Genomic DNA, 19,332 nt, shown 5'->3' on the forward strand with positions numbered 1-19,332 from the left:
GCCTCAGGCGTTCCGTTGCGAGCGCTCGCCGGCCGCTATGAGTTGCCGCGCCAGCCGAGCGCTGTCCCGCTTCGCTTGAGCCGCGCCATCGGCATAGGTCGCGCCCGCAGGCAGCTGGAGTGCCGCGCAGGTCTCGGGCGGCATCGTAGCCGCATCATTCTTCAGCGCGACGCACAGCCGGTTAAGCGCCACGATCAGTAGTCCACCCGAGGAGGCCTCAACGACCTCACCCTCGGGATGCTCAACCAGGGCGCAGAACGCCCGCCTGAGCGCTGGCTTGTCCTCGCCGCTGATGGCGTCGGTGATGTCTCGGAGTTTCATGTCATCCACCCGCCTTGCCGGTGCTGCGTGCTCCATTGCTCCGCCTCGCCGTCGAAGTCCGCGATGCCGTTGTCATCGGGCATGCCTTCGTCGTCGCACTGTCCGCCCTCGTCCTCACACTGCTCTTCAAGATCCGGATCGCCGTCGATCTGATCCATGAAGGCGACGACGGCGCCGGCAATGGCGTCGAGCCTGCGCCGGAGGCCGGCGGCGGAGTTGGTGGCGCGTGCCAGCCGGTTCGCGACTTCTCCCAGGATCAGGAGCACGTCGCGCGATTCGGCCGGCGTTAGATCTTCGCTTCCAGAGAGTGGCTGAGCGAAGAGCGGGAAGAGGTTCTCGCCCACGAGGCTCATAGCTGCCCCCTCTCTTCGACGCGCGCCTTGAACGCGAGTGCGTAAGGCCATTCGCAATCCATCTCGATATCCGTGCAGCACGCCCAACGGCGCAGGTGGTCGCCGAAGTTGACTTGATCGCTCCATCGAGCGGCATACCAACCAGGCCAGCCCGGCACGGCCTCAAATGTCGCGCCGCAGCGATCGAGGCAGGCCATGACGCGAGGAATCCGTTTGGCTTCAGCTTCGACTTCATGGGCGTAGACGGTCGCTGCGGCGACTGGCGTCTCGCGGAAAAACTGCTGGCGGTTCATGCGCGGCGCTCCATTGGAAGGACGCGCCTGCCGATGACCAATTCCCCGTCAACGAAGACGACGGGCAGATGGCCATAGAACGAGTACGTCGGCAGGCTGATGGGTTTTACGGCGGATGAGCGCGAGGGCTTGCCCCGGCCGCGGCTGCGGTTGATGCGGATCGCGCTCATGCTTCCGCCATCGCTTTGAGGCAGTCGCGAATTAGCTTCAGGGGCTTTTGGACTGCTTCGTCGATGTACTCGGAGTCGCGAGCAAAGATGACATCGAGCAGCGCCGCGGCCCCGGCCGGTGTCCGCGGCGCTGCTTCGTAACAGGCATCAGAGACGGCGGCCCAAACTGCATAACGCCCTTCGAATTCGGCCGAGATAGCCTTCGCTTCCTGGCTATCGGTCGGCAGGGAGCAATAGCGTTCAAACACCGCTGCCTCGGCCTTGTCTAAGCGGTGGAACTGCGCGCACAGCGCGAACAGCTTGGCGTCGGGCGCGCCGTCAGCGCCGATATCCTGCGCGAGCGGAGGGGGCACATAGGGTACCGCCTTGCAGATGGCGGCAGCGGCAGGCGAATTGGCGCAGCCGGAAATCACAGCCGGTACCGCAACGGAAGTGAGTACGCCTTTAATCGCGGCGCGGCGGTTCAATGCGGGCATGGAGCACTCCTCTAGGAAGGGAAGCGGTGGCGGGTTAGTGGTGCGAGCCTGCGAACGAGCGCTCGTCCGCGACAGCGTTCGTTGCGGTCACGGCAATTTCGGCGAGGTCGTTGCTGAAGAGCGCAGCGCTGCTCAGCAGCAGCCAGGCACGCCACCTCGCTTCGGCGGCATCTGTCGGCTGATGCGCTCTGGCGGTCGCCGCTATGTCGGAAAGCGCACTGACGACCTCGCCGCTGAAATCTTGCAGCATGTTGCAGGCCGGCGTGATCGGGCCCGGATGATTGATAATGGCGCTTTGCGCAATTGCGCCCTGAACGACCCACAGAAGCTGCGACAGCTGCGCCAGATCGTGCATGCTCATGGCGGCGAGCTTGGATGGCGGGAAGATCTGCGACGCGAAGTCGGTAGACGGCAAGCCGGTGGCGGCTGCCCGAACGATGGCGTTCGGCATTGGGTATCTCCAGCGATGTTGAAGGCGTGGCTCAGGCAGTCAGTTCGCGCCGGGTCCACGATTTGATCGTACGACCGCGATGTGCGATACCTCAGGTATAAATTAGTCCCTGAGGATTTCTCAATACCTCAGGTATCATATAGTTCCTGAGGAATTGAAATGCCGCTGACGAGTGAGCAGCTTCGGGCCGCGCGAGCGCTTCTTCGGTGGGAGCAAAAAGACGTGGCAGAAGCCTCAAAGGTATCCCTGCCTTCAATAAAGCGCCTTGAAGGCAAACCCGGCGTGCTCGGCGCTCAGGATCGGACAGTCGATGCGATCCGGTCGGCCTTAGAAGCCGGTGGGGTTGAGTTCATCCCAGAGAACGGCGGCGGCGCTGGCGTGCGCCTGGCGAAGCCGTCTGGCGTTTCGCGAGCGACGCCGGACGAGATGAAGGCCAGCGCTACCGAAGTGCGCTTGCAGGCGGCCAGCGCGGCCGACGAAGCTATGAGCGACATGGACGCGACCAAGCAAGAAAAGGCCGAGCGACGCGGTGCGCTGACCGGCGAACCAGTTATGGTGGAGAAGGCGCGCGACAAAGGGAGAGCCCCAAAGTGAACCATCTTCTCATGAGGATTGAATGAACAACGATCGGACCACCCGCCGCCCCACGAGCGCGCGCGATAATGCGGAGGCCTTGTTCAAGGCTCCTGCTCCCGTGACGTCAACGCCAGTCTCAAAGCGCGCTGTCGTTCCGGGCGCCAGGGAGGTTGTCACGCTCCGGATCGATAGCGAGGTGCTCGCCCACTTCCAAGACGGTGGCCCTGGCTGGCAGGACCGGATCAATGCTTTTCTTCGCAAGGCATTGCCGGCCCCGGCAGACGAGGGCCTCGGGTCAGATGAACTAAACTCGTCGAACGACGGCTGAGATTTTGCGCAAAGGCCTTGCGTTGATACTGCCTAGCTGGCTCCAGAGTCGCGGCGTGTAGGTCGCCGTCTGCGCGGGCTCGGCAACCGCACAGCGAGTACGCCGGAGGAGCCGGAAAGCGTATCGCCAGTACGGTTTCCTGCGCATGCGCCCCAGGGACTTTCATTCAAAAATTCCGATCCCATCTGTTGAAAAGGCAGAAATCGAAGGACCGGATTACGCATGTCGTGCGATTGCGAGCGGCTCGCCGAAGCGATCTATCGAGAGATCGAAAAGCAGCTCCCCGAACGTGGCGGCGGCGATGACAATCATGACCTGCAAGCGGTCTTAATCGATGGCCAATTGGATCTTCTAAGAATTGCGACCTCCCTCACGAGGCGGTTTTGCGTGCTCGCTGATAATCATGAAACAATTATCGCTGAGAGTTCGGCATCACATCGCGATTTTGGACTTAAGGTGCGCCTCTAATTCTCGCTAGAGTGGCGGCTCTCATCGGGTCACCAACGCAATGCGGGCATTACCGCCCGTTTTATTTCCATCGGTCGGCAACCATTCGATTTGGCGGCAGTTCTTCGTTGTTAGGCTAACGAAAGCGCGCATGACAAAGACTGTCCTTGTCGTCGAAGACGAGCTCATCATCCGGATGAGTACGGCAGCCGTCATCGAGGACGCCGGATACGTCGTCATCGGAGTTACCGTGCAGATGTCAGCAAAGGGTCGAGAGCGGCATCTGGCGGGCCGATATGCCTCGCATCCTCAAGGCTCGTCCCGGGCTGCCTCCGAAGAATGGATGAGCGCCTGAAGCTTTGTGTCGTAGTCCATTGCCATCGCCAGCAAGGTGCCGGTCAAATCTAAATCGGCGGTGGCGCTGGCCAGGCGACGGCACCTTGCCGCTGCAGCGCGGAGAAAAGCGATCTGCTCGGCCGCCGTCGCATTGGAAGGGAGATCAGGCTCGTTCATAGCGGCAGCTCCTCAGAGCGCTCAACGTTAACCGGCCACCGGCGTTCCTAAACTGAGGAGAGAATCTAATACGCGGTCGGAACAGCCCTTGCCCGCCGGTAGTTTTGAGCTCTGATGCATTAGGTGATCGCGATGAGTGAGGAACCTGAGAAGACTGGCGGAGTCACCAGGGAACGTGCGGAATCCGCCCCGGCGATCCAACCTGCAGTCTTCCGGGACGAGGACGGCAATCGTTACACTGTGATCGCCTACCGGCCGTACCCCTTCCTAGGGATCACCGACTACGCGCTTGATGACGGCACAGCGGTGAAGTGCATCGACGAGCACAATTTCGAGATTGAACCAACAGGCCGAAGGATCACCCGATCTGACGGATGAACCTCGCCGGATCCTCGGAGTAGACGCCGCCTGAGGCTTTGCACAGAGGAGCGTAAAATGGGGCACCGCTACGCAGTTGGAGACCAGGTTCGCCTTGCGTTTGGTTTCTACGACCATGATGCAGTCGGCTTGTATGAGGTCACGCGCCTGCTGCCGTTTCAAACTGACGGCGAGCCCCAGTATCGCGTGAGAGGTAGCGATGACCGGGAACGGGTTATCGGGGAATCGCAAATCAGTGACGCAGCGCCGAACGGAAACCGACCCGCCGAGCCGCGTAGTCCCCGCATTCCCATCACCGAGGCTTTCAACCGTCTAATTGGTAAAAAGGAGTAAGATGGGGCGTAGGAGGAACATGCGCAGGCGGCTTAAGCAACCGCTTTTGCTAAGCGACGCGGACCGATCAACTGCCATTGCAGCTGCGTCCATCTGGCTTTTTTATGTAACCTCCAGTCTTAGCGATATTGATTGACAATCGTGATAGCCGCGCTTAGGTTGATGTTCGTCGATATTTGTTGGTCGGTCGTTGTTATTTTCGCGCTTTGGCGCGGTTCTGATAATCTCCCCCTTTCGAAATCGTTCTGAATTCGCCGAGCACCCTGTTCGGCGAACGACAGGTCTTGCCAAAAGGAGGGTTTTTCATGACCACCGGCACAGTGAAATGGTTCAATTCCACCAAGGGTTTCGGCTTCATTCAGCCTGACGACGGTAGCCAGGATGTGTTCGTTCACATCTCAGCAGTCGAACGCGCTGGTATGCGCGACCTGCAGGAGGGCCAGAAGCTCGGCTTCGAGGTCGCTCGGGACAACCGTTCCGGCAAGATGGCCGCCGAGCAGCTTCAGACGGCGTGATCGAACTGTCTCGTCGGTGATGACCACGGATGTACTGGCATTGCCGACAGCAGTTCCCGGGAGGCCAAGCTCAATGCTTGGCCTTTTTTTTTATGTTCTTGGCGCATGCCGCACTAGATGTGATTTGGAATGGCTGAGCAATCGACACAGCGCATCAGCGCTGAGAACAATTTCATGAAGACCCAGACCCAGTCGCTCGCGCGGAACCGGATCACCTCTGAGCTCGACAGCATCGCTCATCAACGCGATGTGAACATGGCCAGGCAGAGACACCAGCGTCTGGAGAAGGAGGCGGCGGAAAGACAAGCGGCGTCGGTAGCGGCGCCGAAGAAGCGAAAGAAGCCAGTTCTATAAGCTTATGCCGCTCTACTTCTTCGATATTTTCGATGGCGAGTCTGACCGCGTCGATATCGGAGGCCGTGAGCTGCAGGATGAAGCGGCTGCTCGCACTCTAGCTTTGCAGACTTTAGCTGATATCGCCAAAGTGGATTCTCCGCGGCGGTGAAGCTCGGATCACGGCATTTACTGGGTACGGGAAGCCAAGCGCGTGCAGCCCAGCGACTTGAACTGACGCGCCGGCGCGCCTGAAGCGTGGCGGTCGGTCGCTAGCTGTCGCTCATGGCTCGACGACCAAGCCACAAGGCTGCCCCAACGAAAGTGCCCATGGCGACACCGGCTTCTATCGTTTCGAATGCCAGAGCAGAAGCCGCCGCAACCGCGACACTAAAGAGAGCGATCGCCACCGTTCACCCCCACTTGGCATCGGTCAACCGGGCATAGATCACCGTGGACGGGTGGCGCAAAATGAGGCATTGTCGCGCAACTTTCACGAGACTCGTGGATGAGACTTATCCTAAAGGAACGTCGCTTTGGGTAAAGCGCTTTTGGCAATCCCAATTCTTATAGGTCTGCTCTACCTATTCAGGCACCTGACGACGAGCTAGCGAACAGCGGTTTTCGTCTGCAAAGAGCGACTGGGCGTCAGCCCAGCCGGTAGACCTTCGCCTCGTCAGCTTTCTCGCGTAGCCCCTTGAACGAGGCGTGGCGCAGCTTTCTCGTCATGCGTCCAGCCGCGATAGGCGATCTCGGCCGTGAGCTTCGGCTTCACCCAGACGACACCCTTCCGGCTCAGGCCACGCGCCGGCGGAGAACCGGCGGTGATCCGATCGAGCTGCTTGCGAGCGCTGTGGCGCTGGTGTGCGTGAAGCCGGTGCCGACGCTGCCGACATAGGTCAGGCCGTAGTTGCCGTGCCCCGCCAGCAGCAGCCGGCCGATCCCGCCGAGCGCCGCGCTGGACGGCTCGTAGCCGATGATCAGGAAAGTGTCGGACTGGATGCATTTGATCTTGAGCCAGTCGCCGCCGCGGCCGGGCCGATAGGGGGCATCGCGGCGCTTGGCGATGATGCCCTCAAGGCCCATCCGGCAGGCTTCAGCGAGGAACGCCGCGCCTTCGGCCTCGACCTCCTCGCTCAACCGGATCATCCCGGTTTCGCCGGCAAGTAGATCCTCCAGCATGTCGCGCCGCTCGCTCAGCGCCATCCGCGTCAGGTCGTGCCCGTCGAGGTAAAGCAAATCGAAGGCGAAGAGCATGGCACGTTCGGCCTGTGCCTTGCCGCCCCGGCCGCCGAGCGCCTGCTGCAGCAAGCCGAAATCCGCCCGGCCGGATTCGTCGAGGACCACCGCCTCGCCGTCGAGGATGAAGCTGCCAGCGTCGAGGTCCGCCGCTTCGGCCACGATCGACGGGAAGCGGTGCGTCCAGTCATGTCCGCCGCGGGTGATGACGCGCACGCCGCCGGCATCGCGGTGGACCGCCAGGCGGTAGCCATCCCACTTCACCTCGAACGCCCAATTAGGGCCTGTCGGGGCCTTCGCCTGCAGGAGAGCCAAGCAAGGCTCGATCCGCGCCGGCATCGGGTCGGTGAAGAGATCGGGTTTGTCAGCGCCGCGACGCGCCCTCACTGGCGCGCTGCGCAGCACCTCGCTGGCAGGGGTGGCCCTCAAAGCTCGGCGCAAACGCTCTGCCATTTCCGAACACCATCAAACGCAACACACTAACGGCGACTCAACGTCAGCCAAGGTGCGACGTTCCTAAGCCGACGGAAGAATTTCCGCGGGGTGGAACAGTGCGAAGGCGCGCCGGTTTCATGGCGAGTTGCGTTGGAGGGTTGTCATGCGTACCCAGCCGAAACAGTCCCGGCTCAGCGACAAGGTTACGATCCGCCCCGCGTCAGCACCCATCGAGCTCTATCGCGAGCTCTGCGAAGACGAGGACGGCAACCGTTACACCGTAATCGTCTCCCGCCCCTTCCCCGGCTTGACCGTCACGCGATATGCGCTTGATGACGGTTCGCCGGTGCGCTTCATCGATGACTGTCTGTTCGAGATCGTATCGACCGGGCGAACGCTGACCCGGTGCCCGTGATGCCGCGCTCTTGATATCGGGCTTCTCACAGCGGCCGTCGACGTCGGGATATCGAAGGGCGTCGGGCGCGTCGCTAGGCGAACCGCATCCAGATCTGCGCCGCTATGCAGCCGATTAAGAACCCGGTCATGATCAGGAGCCGCTCCTGCGGGTTGGGCTGGGGGTGTCCGTTTACCATCAGCTGGCGCGGTAGATCTTCATCTCATCCGCCTTCTCACGATGGAGCGAAATGGCCCGCTAACCGGTGGTAGCCAAAATCAGACGATTGGCAGCTGCCGCAGCCTTCTCGAACGCGCTGCGAGCCTCGACGGCTGTCCCTTTGCCGTGGATAGCGGCTGCACATGCTCGAAAGGCCTCTTCCCATTCATTGCCGCGCTCCGGCCAAACCATGAGCAGCTCGGCGGCCTTCTCGACTGATGTGACCGCACAAGAAGTTCCGGCGCGATCGGTCTCCACATAGACGGCTGAGCTGAACCAGCGATGCCACATGGCACGCCACTCCGACACAAACTGGCGATTCAACGCCGGTTGCCGATAGACGTTCCAGCTAGAGAGATTTGCCGTGACCTATCCGCGAGCTGACGCGGAAAGCCGCTTGCGCACCATATGGGCCGAAGGATCAGCTGGGCGAGAATGGCGCACGGGTAACCGACGGTTGCAAAGATTAGTTGAATGACGAATATCGAAGCAGCTGTAGCGATAGAACTCGGAAATCCTCTTTGCGTTTGCCGCCCGCCCTCCGCTTCCTTCGAGTGTTTTCCCCAGCTTCGTCAGAGCAAAATTATGAGGATTCCGGGGCACTTTCCCTTGAGGCAGCCGATCAGCTTCTTCGCCACGTCCTAAGAGAGAAGCGCAAGTCCCTTTCCACGGGCGCCCATTCGCTCGGCCGAGGCACTGCTCCGGAGAAGCTAAATCGCACTCGGTTCTCAAGGAAAAAAATCAAGCAACTGCGCCGGGCCATTCGGAAGGGTCGAAGGCGATACAGCTTCAATCGGCAGCAACTGGCAACGAGGTATCGACCTGATTTCATTCTTGACGGCCTCGTCTCAGATCGGCAGGGCCGGTGGAGATCCGCCCTTAGGCGCCCGCACTCCACCGTCCCGGAGATTAGCTTGGAAGTATTTTCCTTTCTAGATAATCCACGGGATACGTTACGCAAATTCAAAGACATTGCTGAAGTAGAATGCGGCACTTTAGAAGCCAAATTGAACTTCCGCGATAAATATTGCCTTGATATTGGGGCTTACCTCCTTCTTAGCGAAATTTGGCCGAAGCTCTCACCATTCTTTACTGGAGGAGAGATGCAGCCACCGGTCCAAAAAGTTATGGAGGCGGTCGGCCTTCGGCAGCTGATGCAAATGCGTCTCTCGGTCAGCGACCTCCAAGATGTTTGGGCTAAGCTGCTTCAATGTTCCAGACGCAAAACCCGCCAGCGTGAGCCGACGGGTTCTTGGTGCCTTTGCTGCGGCGGCTGGGGGGTAACCGCATGCGAGAGGCGTGGCGCGAGGGACCAACCAGCGCCACGCAATGAACTGGCTAATCGCCGGCCGGTTCCTCCGGCGTGGCGGCTTTTCGCCGGCCGCCGCCATTGAAGTCGAGAGAAGCGCGATAGACCTCGTCGCCAGCTTCATCCTGGACCCGCACCTTGAACTTGGCACGCTCGCCGTCGGGTAGAGCATCCCTGGCCATATCTACCAATGAGCGCCGCGCGTCGGCAGATGCGATCTGTTCGTTCGGAAAATCGATGTGATGACGGCCGGAGCCGCTCGGATCCTTGGTGGTCACGGAATTTAGGCATGGCGCGGCTCCTTTAGCGAGAAATGCGCCGCATCCAGTCATGTTCCGCTATCTCGCCAGGAAACGCTCGATAGCGCGCCGAGCGAGGTCGCCCTCGTCCACTGCGAGCGTCACCAAGCTGGCCACGATATAGGCCAATCGAGTTCGTTCGCGCTCATCACATTGATCAGGCAGCGTTGTCCTGACCTCTTCCCATGCGGCTTTTAATGCCGCGCCTGCCCGAGCCAGTTTTACTGGGTCTGTCAGTGATGAGAATGGCATCCCCTTTCCCCCGAAAAGCCTTAAGCATTGAATGTTGTAGAGTGCCTCTGGCCATCGGCAAGAGGGGAAAAAAGACCCCGCTGGCAGCCGCCAGCGGGGCGTTCGCTCGGATGCACTGATCCGTGACGGACGCCAGGCTCAACACCCGGCCCCAACATCGGACTCTGCTTTCCTAGGCCGCAGTCTTTTTGGCCTCGATCTGCCGGACATCGCTTTTCGGCGTCTCCTGGCCCGTCGCGATCTGGATCCGACGCGGCTTCAGTGCCTCTGGCAGCTCGTGCCTCAGGTCGATGGTCAACAGGCCGTTTTCAAGGCTGGCCGCCACGACTTGCACATGATCGGCTAGCCCGAAGCGGCGCTGGAAACCACGCTCGGCTATGCCATGATGCAGATACTCGCGACTGTCCTCACTCGCCTTCTGGCCGGAAACCAGGAGAACATTCGGCTCGTGCATGATGGTCAAGTCATCCGGCCCGAAGCCGGCAACAGCCATTACGATGCGATACTCATTATCCCCTGTCTTTAGAATATCGTAATGCGGCCAGCTGCTCCCGGCAGGATCCAGCCGACTAGCAGCTTCCAATGCGTTGAACACACGGTCGAAGCCGATGCTCGACCGATAGAGCGGCGAAAAATCAGACACGGTTCTCATAGCCACATCCTCCATTGAGCAACATGGGTACAAAAACAGTCGAGCGAAGGCCTTACCGACGCCGGCTCGACCCCCGATCCCTTTCAATTGGCGATCGGTACCGATCGATTTGGGTTGGCTCAAACGGAGTTCAAGAGGGCCTCTGTTCCCCCATTTTCTGAGGCTTCGTTCGGCCCGATAGTCGGTTCGGCACAATGCCGCTGCGGGCTTGGCACGGCGCACAAAAAAGCCCCGCCGGAGGGTGCCAGCGGGGCCGAGGTGGCTTGGTCAAAGGAGCTTCGGAAACGCGCCGCGAGGCTACCGGTTCCATACCGTTCAGCGTTGGCGCTCGTGCTCCAGATCGCGCGCCAACTCGCGGAGCTCACGCGGCCGTGGAGACATGATCCTGCCGAGCCGCCAGCCGACCCCCACACTCACCAGCATTCCGATTGTGACGCTGGCGAACGTCGTCAGGTCTTCAAGCATAGGCGTCTCCGGGTAGGCCGATGGGGACCAACGCAGCGCAGTTGGGAGGGTTCGGCGTCTGTCGGAACGCTGGGCAAGATGGTTAATATGCACGGCCGCCGAGAGGCAGGGCCAAACTGATGGATAAATGCGCGGCTCGCGTTTCGGCGCCTCCCAAAGTGATTGTCAGCGAATGCCACCGAATGCCAGCGAATGACTTGACGTGACTTTAGCTAACCTATTGATATAGCTATATTTTTATTGCCATCCGGTGTATATCTCGCCTCCAGACAATGGAGGCATTCATGCGTCTCAACCGACCCAAGCGATCGGAACAGCTCGTACTCGCTGCCGAGCCAGAGCTGCGAGCGGCGATCGAGGCTGAAGCTGCCCGCCGCGACACGTCGATGTCGAGCACAATCCGGGCGCTGATCCGCGCTCAGCTCGCAGCGCAAAATGCCGCCGGGCGGCAACTGGCGGGCGCCCGATGAGCAACCTGTCCCATAGCTTCGTAGAGCCTGAGCCACCGCGGCCGGAGAGCTTCGCGCCCTCGCTGCCGATCGAGCAACATATCGTTGGCACGGCACTGGCAACCGAGCGAACCCGCGGCCTGATCGAACAGCTGCTGCTTCTGCTCCGCCACGCGCCGCAGGACACGACGACGTTCGCCCGCGTCTACGACGATGCCTTGGGCGCTCTCCTTGATATCGACGACCACCACCGGGCCTATCGCGAGGTTCGCATCTGTAAGGGGCAAGGCTGATGGCAGGTTTCGGGCCGCCCCTTTTGAATTTTTCTCCGCTCGCCAATCTCGGAAAGGCGTTTACCGACGCCTACGACCGCGCTGAAAAGCGCGGGCGCGAGGATGAACAGCGCGCGACCATGAAGGAGATCGGCCAAGGCCTGGCCAGCGGCACGCTCGACTACAATCAGGCAGCTGGGCGTATCGCCAGTTTGGGTAGCCTTGGTGGAGTCGTCGAATTCCTGAAGCTTGGCGAGGCAGCAAAGCAGCGGCAGGCAGGCGCTGACGCAAGCCGCGCTCTTGGAGATGCTCTCGGTGGCGGTCTCGGATCGCTCGGATATCCGATGGGCGCAAGCGCGCCATCCCAGGGCCAAGATAGCGCTCTTCCGACCGCACTAAAGATCAGCGAGAGCGGCGGCAACTGGGCCGCCCAGAATAACGAAGTGGGGTCTGGTGGCCAGCGCGGTCATTTCGGCCGGGCTCAGTTTGGGCAGGCTCGTTTGCAGGAAGCGGCTGCCGCTGGCGCCATCCCTCCGGGCACTACGCCGCAGCAGTTTATGCGCTCGCCCGAGCTTCAGAAGGCGGCAGAGAACTGGCACTTCGGCGACATCGATCAGTACATCGCTCGCAATGGCCTCGACCGAGTCGTGGGCTCCTCGATCAATGGCGTCCCTGTGACGGTTGAGGGCATGCGAAACGTTGCCCATCTCGGCGGCAAGGAGGGACTCGCGAAGTTCATCGCCAGCGGCGGGCGATATAATCCGAGCGACGCCAATGGCACCTCGCTGATGGACTATCTGCGCCTCGGGGCTCGGGGCTCACGCAGCGCTCAGGCCGACTTGCCTGCTCCCGGAAGCGGTTATGCTGAGGCTGAAACCGGCGAGCGTGGGTTCTTTATCCCCCTGGCGGCCAAAATGCCGGCATGCCCGCGGTCGATCCGATGGGCAATGTGACCGGCCCAGCGCTGCAGGTCATGAGCCCGCAGACCTTCCGCCAGACTGCTGCGGCAGTCGAGGCGCCGCCCATGCCGCCGGTCTTCCAAAGCGAGGGCGGCTCTCAGCCTTGGATGGGGACCGCTATCCCCAACCAGCCGGTTGCTCGTGTCGCTGGTCAGGTGACACCGCAGCGCGTCACGCAGGGCGAAGTTCTGCCGGCGTACCGGCATATGCAGGAATAGCGTCATCTCCGGATGTCATCTTATCGGCTACGCGTCGCGGGATGCGTTTGATCGTGCCGTCTTCCTCGATCAGATAAAGTCGAACTGTCAGCGCCATGGTCTCTCCTACCTGCTGAGATTCTAGCAGGCGGCAGCGCAAAATCTCCGGCAAAATCAGCCGGAAATCCGGTCATTCCGTGCGCAATCTTGGGTGTCCTGCCCACGGTCGCGGAATTTCCGACCGCATTTGCTTGTCGCGAGGCCAAGACCGATGTGATTTCGGTCACGGAACCGCTGCTCGGTCAGTCCGTTAGAACGTCATTGCGGCGCTTCACGGCGCAGACAGGCTCAGCGGCGGTGAAGGGGTTCAGGGATGGAAGACGGCTTCAAGGTAATGTCTCAGAAGGCCGAAGGCGGATCCTCGCAGGACGGTCCCTCAGATCGCCTCAATGCCTATGGTGTGGACACGGACGTGATGACCGAGGCGGCGACGGAGCGGGTAAGCGAACTACAGCAGCTCATCATCGACGAAGTCCGAGCTCGCCCATTACGGGCCCTCGGCTGGGCGGCTGCAGTTGGGGTCGTTTTCGGCTTCTGGGCAGCGAGATAGGTCGTGGGCGGGTTGCTGGCCTTTTTCGCGGTACGGGCAACAGCTGCTCTAAAACGCGCCGCGGTAACCTACTCTCTCATGACGCTCGGCGCGTTGATCGCCGTCTTCGCGCTCGGTTACGCGCTCAACGCCGGCTACACGGCACTGATGTTCCGCTACGGTCCAATAGCGGCCAGCCTGACGATAGCGGGTGGCCTGCTCGCGGTGGCGGCGAGTTGCGTTGTCGTTGCGCGCCTCGTAAGCAGGCGGCCTCGTGTGGTCTCGGCACCGCCGGAGTTGAGTTCGCAATACGCGCACCTGCATTTGGCGAGAGCCGCACGACCGCGGGTGCTCGCTCTCGGTGCTGGCTTGGCAGGTGCCGCGACCATGACGGCGGCAATTGTCTGCGTCCGAGTGCGCAGGGCCTCTCGTGTCCATCCCCGGGTCGGTTCGAGAAAGGCTGAACAGGCATAGGCCTGTGGGTTCGATTTCCGGTGGTTCAATCGAACCCAGGAGGGCAACAGCTGGCGCAGAACTGCGCCGATCCCCATGGAAAGTCTTACCCTCCAGCGACGGCGATTGGGCGGAAGCACATGCCAATGGCAAGCGCGACGTTCACGCTGAGTGCCCACCACATCCAGAATTCCAAAGGAATACGGTACAGCATCGGACCTCTCCTCTTGGCCGGACAATTGCCCAACGCCGAGGTCGTTCCGGGAGCGCATCGTATTTTAGGCAAATGCCGCCGATCGTGGTGAAGCGCGAGTTAATGCTGACGCCTTCCGGTTGAGGCTTTCTCCTCTCCCTGCTCATCCCTGACCACCACCCTTGCGCCAAGCCGGGAGGCCCATTTCTCGGCGTAAGCCTTCACCTCGTCGAGGTTGGGGGAACGGCAGTAGAAGGAGCCAGTAGCGTCCTTCATGGCCCAGTCGCTACCCAGTCGGCAGATTCTAAGGATCTGGTTCATGTCGTCGCCTCCCTTCCAGGGGTAAACGAACCAACCTAGTCCGGCGGTTGTAGGTTCCAGCACTGCGGCCATCGCAGCGGCCACGGCTGAGTCAAGAACATGGCCTCCGTTGGGGCTGCACTCAGTCAGATGCGCGACAACAATTTTGGATCAAGCCACGGATTGATGCGTAGCACCGTCGTCACGGCATAACGGCTGGATACTTTGGGCGCATCGGCATTTGCTCTCGGCTCGGTGATCGTTCCGCTTTCGATCACCCGCCCGATCGCCGAGAAATAGCGCATCAAGGACCTCACCACGGGATCATCGCTGACATAGGTCAGCCGGGCGCCCTGCATGCAGATTCGCAGAATCTCCCAGCGCATAAATCGATCCAGAGGGGTGCTCCGGAAACAGATGTCGCTAACGCTTTGGGGGCGAAGAGTGTGGGTGAACGGCCTGCCACCGACCCAGCTGTGGAGCATGTCTGGATCCTGGAGCGGGTCGGGAACGAAGTTCTCGAAGCCTAGGTATTCGGCCTCCCAAGCGCCTCCAATGCAGACCATCCGACCCGACCCCAGCGGGTTACGTGGCGTGCCGAAATGACTCATCGTGCCATCCGGCGATACTTCAATCTCGGCTTGCGCTTCTTTATCTTTCCGGCGGCACTTGGAGTGGTCGTGCTCCGCACATCCATAGTAATCTGCACAAATATAAGCGCTTTTCCTCTGCTTTGACAATTCAAAGGCCTTCATCTCTTCGTCGAGAACGGCCACTGTCATCTTGCCCACGACATCGTCTGCCTGGGATTGGCGCGGCCTCGCTACGATGTCGCGTCGGCGCTTGAACGTTAGAACGGCACTGGCCGTGGAAGCGCCGTATCGTTTGGAACTAAGTTCGGCCTTGGCAATGACGGCGGAATCGAGGAGCTGAAGCGCTTGCTGAATCTTGGCAACATGATCGCCGCTCGCTCCCTTCAACACATGCGAATGATCTGAAACCGCAGCAGCCTCAAGCTTGCGGTCGTTCTTGAAGAGCTCCGACTCCAACGCCATCGACAAATGCTCCGCCAGCTCGCGAAGCGGTTCTACCATCTCGGTTGTTGCGGGACATCATTCGATCGGAGGATGGCCAGCGACGGGCGCCAACACCTTCCATCCCGTCCGATTAGGACCGTTGCCTAACCTCACCGGCGCTATCTCCGTGGCTTGGCCCTGCCGGGTGTAGAAGTTCGAGCAGAGCTGGACACCCCTTCGGCATCCGAAGTCGAGCACTCGGAAGTGGCTGCAGGAAGGCGAGTGCTAGATCCTGAGTTCGACGGAACCGCCCTCCCTCGAACCCGCGATACGGTTTCCTGCCTCGCGCAGTCCCGATCAGTGTCAGCAACGCGGCAAGGTCGCGTCGCTGGAGGTGACTTTACTTCCGCTCCCCGGCAGGATCGCACCGGCAACGCGTGCTGCATGTTGCTAGCCGGTTGTGTTGCTCCCGGCGCGTCGGGACCCTTGGGCGTCGATCCGATGCAAAGCGATGGATCGACTTATCTGTCGGCGGGTGTCGGCGGCACTTCCACCGTCGCTGATGAGCGTCTAACGTCACCTGCGCGATGCGGGGACAGGGTGTCGTTTGTCGGTGAGCGCACGGAATCGGCCACTGTCCAAAATGGACGGCTACCAATCCGACGCACAAAAACTGCGGTATTGAGCCTGTTCACGCGACCCAATAGCCAATTTCGCACCCTGGCCAAACGCAGCTCTTTCATGACGAAGGCGAGCGTCGTGGAAGGATACCGCCATGCCGATTTTCAAAGGAACTAACAGCGAGCCAATCGGTTGGATGCGCGGCGTCGGAGACGATGCTGCTGCTCTCCATTGATCGCGTCGCCACGGATGTACTGGCCGCAGCCGATCGGAGGGCTAGCGAAATTCCCGGCAGGCCCAAGATCAGTGAAGTCCTGACCAGTCGGCAGAGATCCGTAGCTATAAAGCGGCGGCCTCATATTTGGAGTGCGTATGTCCGACGCAACGTCGCACAGCATCCGTGATTTGCGGGAGCTTTTTCGAAGCACTGCGCTCGGCGGCAGGCGAAGCGCTTGCAGCCCTGGATGCGCAGGATGGCGGCGGAGCGTCAGCAGTTTTCCACGAAGCCAACGCCAAGGTGCTTATGCTGGCTCGGGAAATCGCCGCTGTTCAGGACGGCGAGCAAAAGTAGGACTGGCAGCCGCGCGCCACATCTTGCACTGGAGGGGCGGTCCGTCGCGGCAGAGGTCGATCCTCGTCGGCGCCCGGGCCTGCGCTGGCCAGATGCGAGCCGCGGTCCTGCGGTTTCGGGTCTTAGCCGAAGACCCAAGAACCGGCCTCGACCACCGCCAGCGCCAGTGAGGTCAGCCAAGCTGCCACGGCCACCAGAATCGCGACACAGAGCAGGCTCCCGACGGCCCGCGCGCTCACATCGCGGTACGCACCACCACAACGACCGCCCGTGCCTAACTGCGTACTCGTCGGGGATGGCTTGGCGGGAAGACCACCGCCGGGTAAGTAATAGCGAGCAATACATTATGATCGCCAGCGTGCGTTAGCTCATCCGGTCAGCCTCCATTGGAGGGCTACTGGCGGCGTGCTAACCTAGCGTGACCGAAGGCTATCGAAATTTTGGCCCTAGAGCACTCTCAAATCGCTAACTTGCTTGCTGGCCGCAGTAATCCGCTTTGGATTTGCGGGGTCCCGGAGCGTGTTCGCGCCCGCTTAAAATGCTCTACCGGGTGTGTCTATCTCGAAAAAGGGTCGGCGCAGCACATTCTTGAAAAGCATAAAGACATAGATACGTACTCCCTGCTTCGACTTCCTGTTGTAATAGCTTTAGGAAAATCCTTTATACGAGGCAATAAAACACCGTATGTGTTCTTCATTTTAGAGCAAGATGATCAAAACTATCACGTTACGCTAAAAAAAACGGCTAGCGGCCATGAGCTTTGGGTTTGTTCAATGTACAAAATTAGGCCGTCTGACTTGCGGTCAAAACTCAAGCGCTACACTGAAATATGAAGGCGGGCGACTTGGGCTAAGTCGCCCGCCATTTCCGAGAACGATGGGGCCTGCTTTAAACCCCACAAAGCGCTCCCATCTGCCCAGATGGTGCTACGGCAAGCAGAATTTCACCGTGTCGCGTTCTCAGCAGCCGCTAACAAGCACGAAGCAGCGAATCAGAGAATAACTCATTGAGTTATCTACGTGAATCCCCGCTAGATCACAGCTTTTCCACAGGGTTATCATCGCGGTAATTTCGTCCAAGGCTTTGGTGCGACTCATGTTTTCGTCACTTACCAACAGATTTTTTTTGCTGACGGCCCCCAAATCCACACGCCGTCGCGCTTCCCTGCGCCGCCCTCGTACTCCCATCTCAGGGCGCAGCTCCCAGAGCTCGATAACTTCCGGCGACCGCCTCAAACCGCCGCTCCTGCCCCATGAACCAGAACTCGACCTGGCCAGGCGCACCACACATCGGCTGGCGCCGGATCTTCTTCGCTGAGACGATGGTCTTCCGGGCGTCGTAGTCGCGGTACACGACGATGCCCGCATCGGCCTTGTTGCGCCAATGGGCAGGTCCCGAGATTTCATAGAGGCCGGGCTGAGGCTCCTTCCCCAGTTGGGTTCGGTCGTGTTCGGCGCCTCAATGAATCGTGTCGCTGATCTCGACGCGGGCCAAGCGCTCAGCCTCGAAGGTGAATGAGCCATCGCCGTTAAAGGCTTCGAGATAGAACGCCCTCTCGCCCTGGCACTCGACATCCTCCATGCGGGAGAGGAAGCCCGGAAGCTCGTCGCGGATCAGCAGCAGGCCGTTTCTGTTTTCGTTCAGCAGCTCGCCGAGCTTCTCGACTGTCGCGTCGTTGACGATCAGGCGGGGGCAAGGTGGCATCTCCTCACCGTCGCCCTGCGATTCCTTCAGCAGCTTGCGAGCGGCCTCTCGATCGCCCGACTTCATGGCCTTGGCCGCCTGGCTCTTCGCCGTCTTCGCGCTGAGTTCGGCCAGCATTTCGTCCTCGGCAATCGAGGCGCATTGCTGCTCCCAAAGAGCCCGCATCTCGTCCTGCAACATGTAAGCAGGGGCGAGCGCGGCTTGCATGGTGGGGGACTTCATCGCCGAGGGCGGCCCGACCAGCGCGCCCCACAGGTTCGGCGTGATGGTCCAGTCATCGTGCTGCTTCGGTCGAACCCGAACCTTGTTGCCGAAGACGGCAGAGAGGCCGCAGAGCATCGCGACCGCCACGAAGTCGACGGGGCTTTGCTGGCGCTCAGCCACATCGAAGACGTACCGGCGCAGATCGTCCGGCAGCAGATCGGCGGTAAACCGGGCGACCGGCGGAAGCGTGCTGACGATGGGGACCGGCCGCGGCCAGCCCCCGCCGTTGACCAGCTTCAAGGGGATCGGCCTCGCGCCGCTCGCGAGCGTCAACCCATCAGTGTCGATCTCACCCATTGGCGCGGTCCTCCGGCTGGCGCGCCTCAAGGTCATTGACCAATCCGACGACGGCGCGCGTCCGGGCGGTCAGCAAACGGACGCCCCGCGGTCTATCAATGATCCCATTGGCCCGATGAATTCAGACGTGCGTCGGGCAATAGTGACGGCTACTGGCGCTTGGGAAAACAACAACCTAGCGACCGAGACATCCGTTTACGACTCTGTCAGAGCGTCGGGCAATGCTTTGTCGCGCCGTGCCTTTGATGAACACGTTATCGCTGCTGCCCGTACTGCCGCCAATGCACCGGCGAAGCGCGGACCCCGCCCCAAGTCCGTAAGCAGAAAAGGAGAGGCCTAATTAAATAGAGTTCCAATTAGCTAGGGCTTCTAGCCAAATTTCGATGTGCGGCAGCTTCGCGTAGTCATCACGCGGCAAGGCTTGGCGCCTCCCGCCGGATGACAACGGCACGGAGCGCTGCAGATGCACAAAGCCGCTTTTACTATCCGCGAGGCAGCCCACGAGGCGGCCATGAGCCCGCGGACCATTTACCGCCGCCTGAAGGCTGGTGACCTCAAGGCCAGGAAGTCGAACCGCAAGACGCTGATCCTCGCTGAGGATCTGAAGAACTGGCTCGCCAACCTCCCTGTCGCTGACTTGGAGGCCGCGTAACGCCATGCACCTTGAAAAGCTGAACCCCGCGACGCCTGGCAGGG

Annotated in this window: 28 protein-coding genes and 2 pseudogenes; 14 read left to right on the top strand and 16 right to left on the bottom strand. The window is 60.7% G+C overall.

Going from position 1 to position 19,332, the window contains the following annotated elements:
• Window positions 1–3 precede the first annotated feature (3 nt).
• The 6 genes from QO058_RS09250 to QO058_RS09275 are packed head-to-tail and all read right to left on the bottom strand — an operon-like array spanning window position 4 to window position 2,064.
• On the bottom strand, window positions 4–321 hold the full coding sequence (locus QO058_RS09250; RefSeq protein WP_284171731.1) for a hypothetical protein: 318 nt from the start codon (window positions 319–321) through the stop codon (window positions 4–6).
• Entirely contained in the window at window positions 318–674 is a 357-nt protein-coding gene (locus QO058_RS09255) for a hypothetical protein (protein ID WP_284171732.1), read from the bottom strand. Before QO058_RS09255 ends, QO058_RS09250 begins: the two co-directional genes overlap by 4 nt.
• The gene (locus tag QO058_RS09260) at window positions 671–967 is read right to left on the bottom strand and encodes a hypothetical protein (protein WP_284171733.1); all 297 of its coding nucleotides are present in this window, start codon (window positions 965–967) and stop codon (window positions 671–673) included. Before QO058_RS09260 ends, QO058_RS09255 begins: the two co-directional genes overlap by 4 nt.
• Window positions 964–1,137, bottom strand: coding sequence for a hypothetical protein (locus QO058_RS09265; protein ID WP_284171734.1), 174 nt, complete (start codon window positions 1,135–1,137; stop codon window positions 964–966). Before QO058_RS09265 ends, QO058_RS09260 begins: the two co-directional genes overlap by 4 nt.
• Complete coding sequence (locus tag QO058_RS09270; RefSeq protein WP_284171735.1) at window positions 1,134–1,613, bottom strand: hypothetical protein; 480 nt, start codon at window positions 1,611–1,613, stop codon at window positions 1,134–1,136. Before QO058_RS09270 ends, QO058_RS09265 begins: the two co-directional genes overlap by 4 nt.
• Before the next feature lie 34 nt (window positions 1,614–1,647).
• Window positions 1,648–2,064, bottom strand: a complete 417-nt coding sequence (locus QO058_RS09275; protein ID WP_284171736.1) for a hypothetical protein — start codon at window positions 2,062–2,064, stop codon at window positions 1,648–1,650.
• A 159-nt stretch (window positions 2,065–2,223) separates the two neighbouring features.
• Between QO058_RS09275 and QO058_RS31045 the strand changes: the two genes are divergently transcribed.
• On the top strand, window positions 2,224–2,658 hold the full coding sequence (locus QO058_RS31045) for a helix-turn-helix domain-containing protein (RefSeq protein WP_347976194.1): 435 nt from the start codon (window positions 2,224–2,226) through the stop codon (window positions 2,656–2,658).
• 22 nt (window positions 2,659–2,680) lie between these two features.
• Window positions 2,681–2,968, top strand: coding sequence for a BrnA antitoxin family protein (locus QO058_RS09285; RefSeq protein ID WP_284171737.1), 288 nt, complete (start codon window positions 2,681–2,683; stop codon window positions 2,966–2,968).
• 756 nt (window positions 2,969–3,724) lie between these two features.
• On the opposite strand, the gene QO058_RS09290 is transcribed toward QO058_RS09285, so the two are convergent.
• A complete protein-coding gene (locus tag QO058_RS09290; protein ID WP_284171738.1) occupies window positions 3,725–3,928 on the bottom strand; it encodes a hypothetical protein in 204 nt (67 codons plus the stop codon).
• A 132-nt stretch (window positions 3,929–4,060) separates the two neighbouring features.
• On the opposite strand from QO058_RS09290, the gene QO058_RS09295 reads away from it, so the two are divergent.
• From QO058_RS09295 to QO058_RS31375, 5 genes are all read left to right on the top strand, one after another.
• Window positions 4,061–4,306: a hypothetical protein gene (locus QO058_RS09295; protein ID WP_284171739.1), complete on the top strand. Its 246-nt coding sequence runs from the start codon at window positions 4,061–4,063 to the stop codon at window positions 4,304–4,306.
• A 57-nt stretch (window positions 4,307–4,363) separates the two neighbouring features.
• Window positions 4,364–4,639, top strand: a complete 276-nt coding sequence (locus tag QO058_RS09300; RefSeq protein ID WP_284171740.1) for a hypothetical protein — start codon at window positions 4,364–4,366, stop codon at window positions 4,637–4,639.
• Between the two features lie 305 nt (window positions 4,640–4,944).
• Complete coding sequence (locus QO058_RS09305; protein WP_284171741.1) at window positions 4,945–5,154, top strand: cold-shock protein; 210 nt, start codon at window positions 4,945–4,947, stop codon at window positions 5,152–5,154.
• Window positions 5,155–5,283: 129 nt separating this feature from the next.
• Window positions 5,284–5,508: a hypothetical protein gene (locus tag QO058_RS09310; protein WP_284171742.1), complete on the top strand. Its 225-nt coding sequence runs from the start codon at window positions 5,284–5,286 to the stop codon at window positions 5,506–5,508.
• Window positions 5,509–5,512: 4 nt separating this feature from the next.
• Window positions 5,513–5,659 (top strand): DUF6894 family protein, encoded by a 147-nt coding sequence (locus tag QO058_RS31375; protein ID WP_432212029.1) that lies wholly within the window; start codon window positions 5,513–5,515, stop codon window positions 5,657–5,659.
• A 476-nt stretch (window positions 5,660–6,135) separates the two neighbouring features.
• Here the strand turns inward: QO058_RS31375 and ligD are convergent.
• Window positions 6,136–7,179: pseudogene (ligD, locus tag QO058_RS09315) on the bottom strand (non-homologous end-joining DNA ligase).
• A 145-nt stretch (window positions 7,180–7,324) separates the two neighbouring features.
• On the opposite strand from ligD, the gene QO058_RS09320 reads away from it, so the two are divergent.
• Entirely contained in the window at window positions 7,325–7,576 is a 252-nt protein-coding gene (locus tag QO058_RS09320) for a hypothetical protein (RefSeq protein WP_284171743.1), read from the top strand.
• A 237-nt stretch (window positions 7,577–7,813) separates the two neighbouring features.
• On the opposite strand, the gene QO058_RS09325 is transcribed toward QO058_RS09320, so the two are convergent.
• The 4 genes from QO058_RS09325 to QO058_RS09340 form a co-directional block, all read right to left on the bottom strand.
• A complete protein-coding gene (locus QO058_RS09325; RefSeq protein WP_284171744.1) occupies window positions 7,814–8,098 on the bottom strand; it encodes a DUF982 domain-containing protein in 285 nt (94 codons plus the stop codon).
• Between the two features lie 1,014 nt (window positions 8,099–9,112).
• Window positions 9,113–9,361, bottom strand: coding sequence for a DUF6894 family protein (locus tag QO058_RS09330; RefSeq protein ID WP_284171745.1), 249 nt, complete (start codon window positions 9,359–9,361; stop codon window positions 9,113–9,115).
• A gap of 445 nt (window positions 9,362–9,806) precedes the next feature.
• Entirely contained in the window at window positions 9,807–10,286 is a 480-nt protein-coding gene (locus tag QO058_RS09335; RefSeq protein ID WP_284171746.1) for an Hsp20 family protein, read from the bottom strand.
• Window positions 10,287–10,601: 315 nt separating this feature from the next.
• Entirely contained in the window at window positions 10,602–10,751 is a 150-nt protein-coding gene (locus QO058_RS09340) for a hypothetical protein (RefSeq protein WP_284171747.1), read from the bottom strand.
• A gap of 284 nt (window positions 10,752–11,035) precedes the next feature.
• On the opposite strand from QO058_RS09340, the gene QO058_RS09345 reads away from it, so the two are divergent.
• From QO058_RS09345 to QO058_RS09355, 3 genes are read left to right on the top strand one after another with little or no spacing between them, the layout of a single operon-like run.
• Window positions 11,036–11,221: a hypothetical protein gene (locus QO058_RS09345; protein ID WP_284171748.1), complete on the top strand. Its 186-nt coding sequence runs from the start codon at window positions 11,036–11,038 to the stop codon at window positions 11,219–11,221.
• Window positions 11,218–11,493, top strand: a complete 276-nt coding sequence (locus QO058_RS09350; RefSeq protein WP_284171749.1) for a hypothetical protein — start codon at window positions 11,218–11,220, stop codon at window positions 11,491–11,493. Before QO058_RS09345 ends, QO058_RS09350 begins: the two co-directional genes overlap by 4 nt.
• Window positions 11,493–12,425, top strand: a complete 933-nt coding sequence (locus tag QO058_RS09355) for a hypothetical protein (RefSeq protein WP_284171750.1) — start codon at window positions 11,493–11,495, stop codon at window positions 12,423–12,425. The genes QO058_RS09350 and QO058_RS09355 overlap by 1 nt, the downstream gene beginning before the upstream one ends.
• A gap of 177 nt (window positions 12,426–12,602) precedes the next feature.
• Here QO058_RS09355 and QO058_RS09360 read toward each other — a convergent pair whose 3' ends face one another.
• Window positions 12,603–12,746: a hypothetical protein gene (locus QO058_RS09360; protein ID WP_284171751.1), complete on the bottom strand. Its 144-nt coding sequence runs from the start codon at window positions 12,744–12,746 to the stop codon at window positions 12,603–12,605.
• Between the two features lie 255 nt (window positions 12,747–13,001).
• Between QO058_RS09360 and QO058_RS09365 the strand changes: the two genes are divergently transcribed.
• A complete protein-coding gene (locus QO058_RS09365) occupies window positions 13,002–13,238 on the top strand; it encodes a hypothetical protein (RefSeq protein ID WP_284171752.1) in 237 nt (78 codons plus the stop codon).
• 745 nt (window positions 13,239–13,983) lie between these two features.
• Here QO058_RS09365 and QO058_RS09370 read toward each other — a convergent pair.
• Together QO058_RS09370 and QO058_RS09375 are read right to left on the bottom strand one after the other, a co-directional pair.
• The gene (locus QO058_RS09370) at window positions 13,984–14,184 is read right to left on the bottom strand and encodes a hypothetical protein (RefSeq protein WP_284171753.1); all 201 of its coding nucleotides are present in this window, start codon (window positions 14,182–14,184) and stop codon (window positions 13,984–13,986) included.
• A 125-nt stretch (window positions 14,185–14,309) separates the two neighbouring features.
• Window positions 14,310–15,257, bottom strand: coding sequence for a hypothetical protein (locus QO058_RS09375; protein WP_284171754.1), 948 nt, complete (start codon window positions 15,255–15,257; stop codon window positions 14,310–14,312).
• 1,388 nt (window positions 15,258–16,645) lie between these two features.
• On the opposite strand from QO058_RS09375, the pseudogene QO058_RS09380 reads away from it, so the two are divergent.
• Window positions 16,646–16,793: pseudogene (locus tag QO058_RS09380) on the top strand (IS1595 family transposase); the annotation flags it as partial.
• A gap of 1,036 nt (window positions 16,794–17,829) precedes the next feature.
• On the opposite strand, the gene QO058_RS09385 reads toward QO058_RS09380, so the two are convergent.
• Window positions 17,830–18,636 (bottom strand): DUF3987 domain-containing protein, encoded by an 807-nt coding sequence (locus QO058_RS09385; RefSeq protein WP_284171755.1) that lies wholly within the window; start codon window positions 18,634–18,636, stop codon window positions 17,830–17,832.
• A gap of 463 nt (window positions 18,637–19,099) precedes the next feature.
• Between QO058_RS09385 and QO058_RS09390 the strand changes: the two genes are divergently transcribed.
• A complete protein-coding gene (locus QO058_RS09390; RefSeq protein WP_284171756.1) occupies window positions 19,100–19,288 on the top strand; it encodes a helix-turn-helix domain-containing protein in 189 nt (62 codons plus the stop codon).
• Window positions 19,289–19,332: the final 44 nt, after the last annotated feature.

The organism is Bosea vestrisii (assembly GCF_030144325.1).
GTDB classification, from domain to species: domain Bacteria; phylum Pseudomonadota; class Alphaproteobacteria; order Rhizobiales; family Beijerinckiaceae; genus Allobosea; species Allobosea vestrisii_A.

Coding starts and splice junctions, on each gene's coding strand:
- QO058_RS09305 (WP_284171741.1), top strand. CDS start 4,945: ATGACCACCGGCACAGTGAAATGGTTCAATTCCACCAAGGGTTTCGGC.
- QO058_RS09275 (WP_284171736.1), bottom strand. CDS start 2,064: ATGCCGAACGCCATCGTTCGGGCAGCCGCCACCGGCTTGCCGTCTACC.
- QO058_RS09340 (WP_284171747.1), bottom strand. CDS start 10,751: ATGCTTGAAGACCTGACGACGTTCGCCAGCGTCACAATCGGAATGCTG.
- QO058_RS09370 (WP_284171753.1), bottom strand. CDS start 14,184: ATGAACCAGATCCTTAGAATCTGCCGACTGGGTAGCGACTGGGCCATG.
- QO058_RS09360 (WP_284171751.1), bottom strand. CDS start 12,746: ATGGCGCTGACAGTTCGACTTTATCTGATCGAGGAAGACGGCACGATC.
- QO058_RS09300 (WP_284171740.1), top strand. CDS start 4,364: ATGGGGCACCGCTACGCAGTTGGAGACCAGGTTCGCCTTGCGTTTGGT.
- QO058_RS09355 (WP_284171750.1), top strand. CDS start 11,493: ATGGCAGGTTTCGGGCCGCCCCTTTTGAATTTTTCTCCGCTCGCCAAT.
- QO058_RS09290 (WP_284171738.1), bottom strand. CDS start 3,928: ATGAACGAGCCTGATCTCCCTTCCAATGCGACGGCGGCCGAGCAGATC.
- QO058_RS09345 (WP_284171748.1), top strand. CDS start 11,036: ATGCGTCTCAACCGACCCAAGCGATCGGAACAGCTCGTACTCGCTGCC.
- QO058_RS09390 (WP_284171756.1), top strand. CDS start 19,100: ATGCACAAAGCCGCTTTTACTATCCGCGAGGCAGCCCACGAGGCGGCC.
- QO058_RS31045 (WP_347976194.1), top strand. CDS start 2,224: ATGCCGCTGACGAGTGAGCAGCTTCGGGCCGCGCGAGCGCTTCTTCGG.
- QO058_RS09385 (WP_284171755.1), bottom strand. CDS start 18,636: ATGGGTGAGATCGACACTGATGGGTTGACGCTCGCGAGCGGCGCGAGG.
- QO058_RS31375 (WP_432212029.1), top strand. CDS start 5,513: ATGCCGCTCTACTTCTTCGATATTTTCGATGGCGAGTCTGACCGCGTC.
- QO058_RS09255 (WP_284171732.1), bottom strand. CDS start 674: ATGAGCCTCGTGGGCGAGAACCTCTTCCCGCTCTTCGCTCAGCCACTC.
- QO058_RS09350 (WP_284171749.1), top strand. CDS start 11,218: ATGAGCAACCTGTCCCATAGCTTCGTAGAGCCTGAGCCACCGCGGCCG.
- QO058_RS09365 (WP_284171752.1), top strand. CDS start 13,002: ATGGAAGACGGCTTCAAGGTAATGTCTCAGAAGGCCGAAGGCGGATCC.
- QO058_RS09320 (WP_284171743.1), top strand. CDS start 7,325: ATGCGTACCCAGCCGAAACAGTCCCGGCTCAGCGACAAGGTTACGATC.
- QO058_RS09310 (WP_284171742.1), top strand. CDS start 5,284: ATGGCTGAGCAATCGACACAGCGCATCAGCGCTGAGAACAATTTCATG.
- QO058_RS09250 (WP_284171731.1), bottom strand. CDS start 321: ATGAAACTCCGAGACATCACCGACGCCATCAGCGGCGAGGACAAGCCA.
- QO058_RS09285 (WP_284171737.1), top strand. CDS start 2,681: ATGAACAACGATCGGACCACCCGCCGCCCCACGAGCGCGCGCGATAAT.
- QO058_RS09335 (WP_284171746.1), bottom strand. CDS start 10,286: ATGAGAACCGTGTCTGATTTTTCGCCGCTCTATCGGTCGAGCATCGGC.
- QO058_RS09260 (WP_284171733.1), bottom strand. CDS start 967: ATGAACCGCCAGCAGTTTTTCCGCGAGACGCCAGTCGCCGCAGCGACC.
- QO058_RS09375 (WP_284171754.1), bottom strand. CDS start 15,257: ATGGTAGAACCGCTTCGCGAGCTGGCGGAGCATTTGTCGATGGCGTTG.
- QO058_RS09270 (WP_284171735.1), bottom strand. CDS start 1,613: ATGCCCGCATTGAACCGCCGCGCCGCGATTAAAGGCGTACTCACTTCC.
- QO058_RS09295 (WP_284171739.1), top strand. CDS start 4,061: ATGAGTGAGGAACCTGAGAAGACTGGCGGAGTCACCAGGGAACGTGCG.
- QO058_RS09265 (WP_284171734.1), bottom strand. CDS start 1,137: ATGAGCGCGATCCGCATCAACCGCAGCCGCGGCCGGGGCAAGCCCTCG.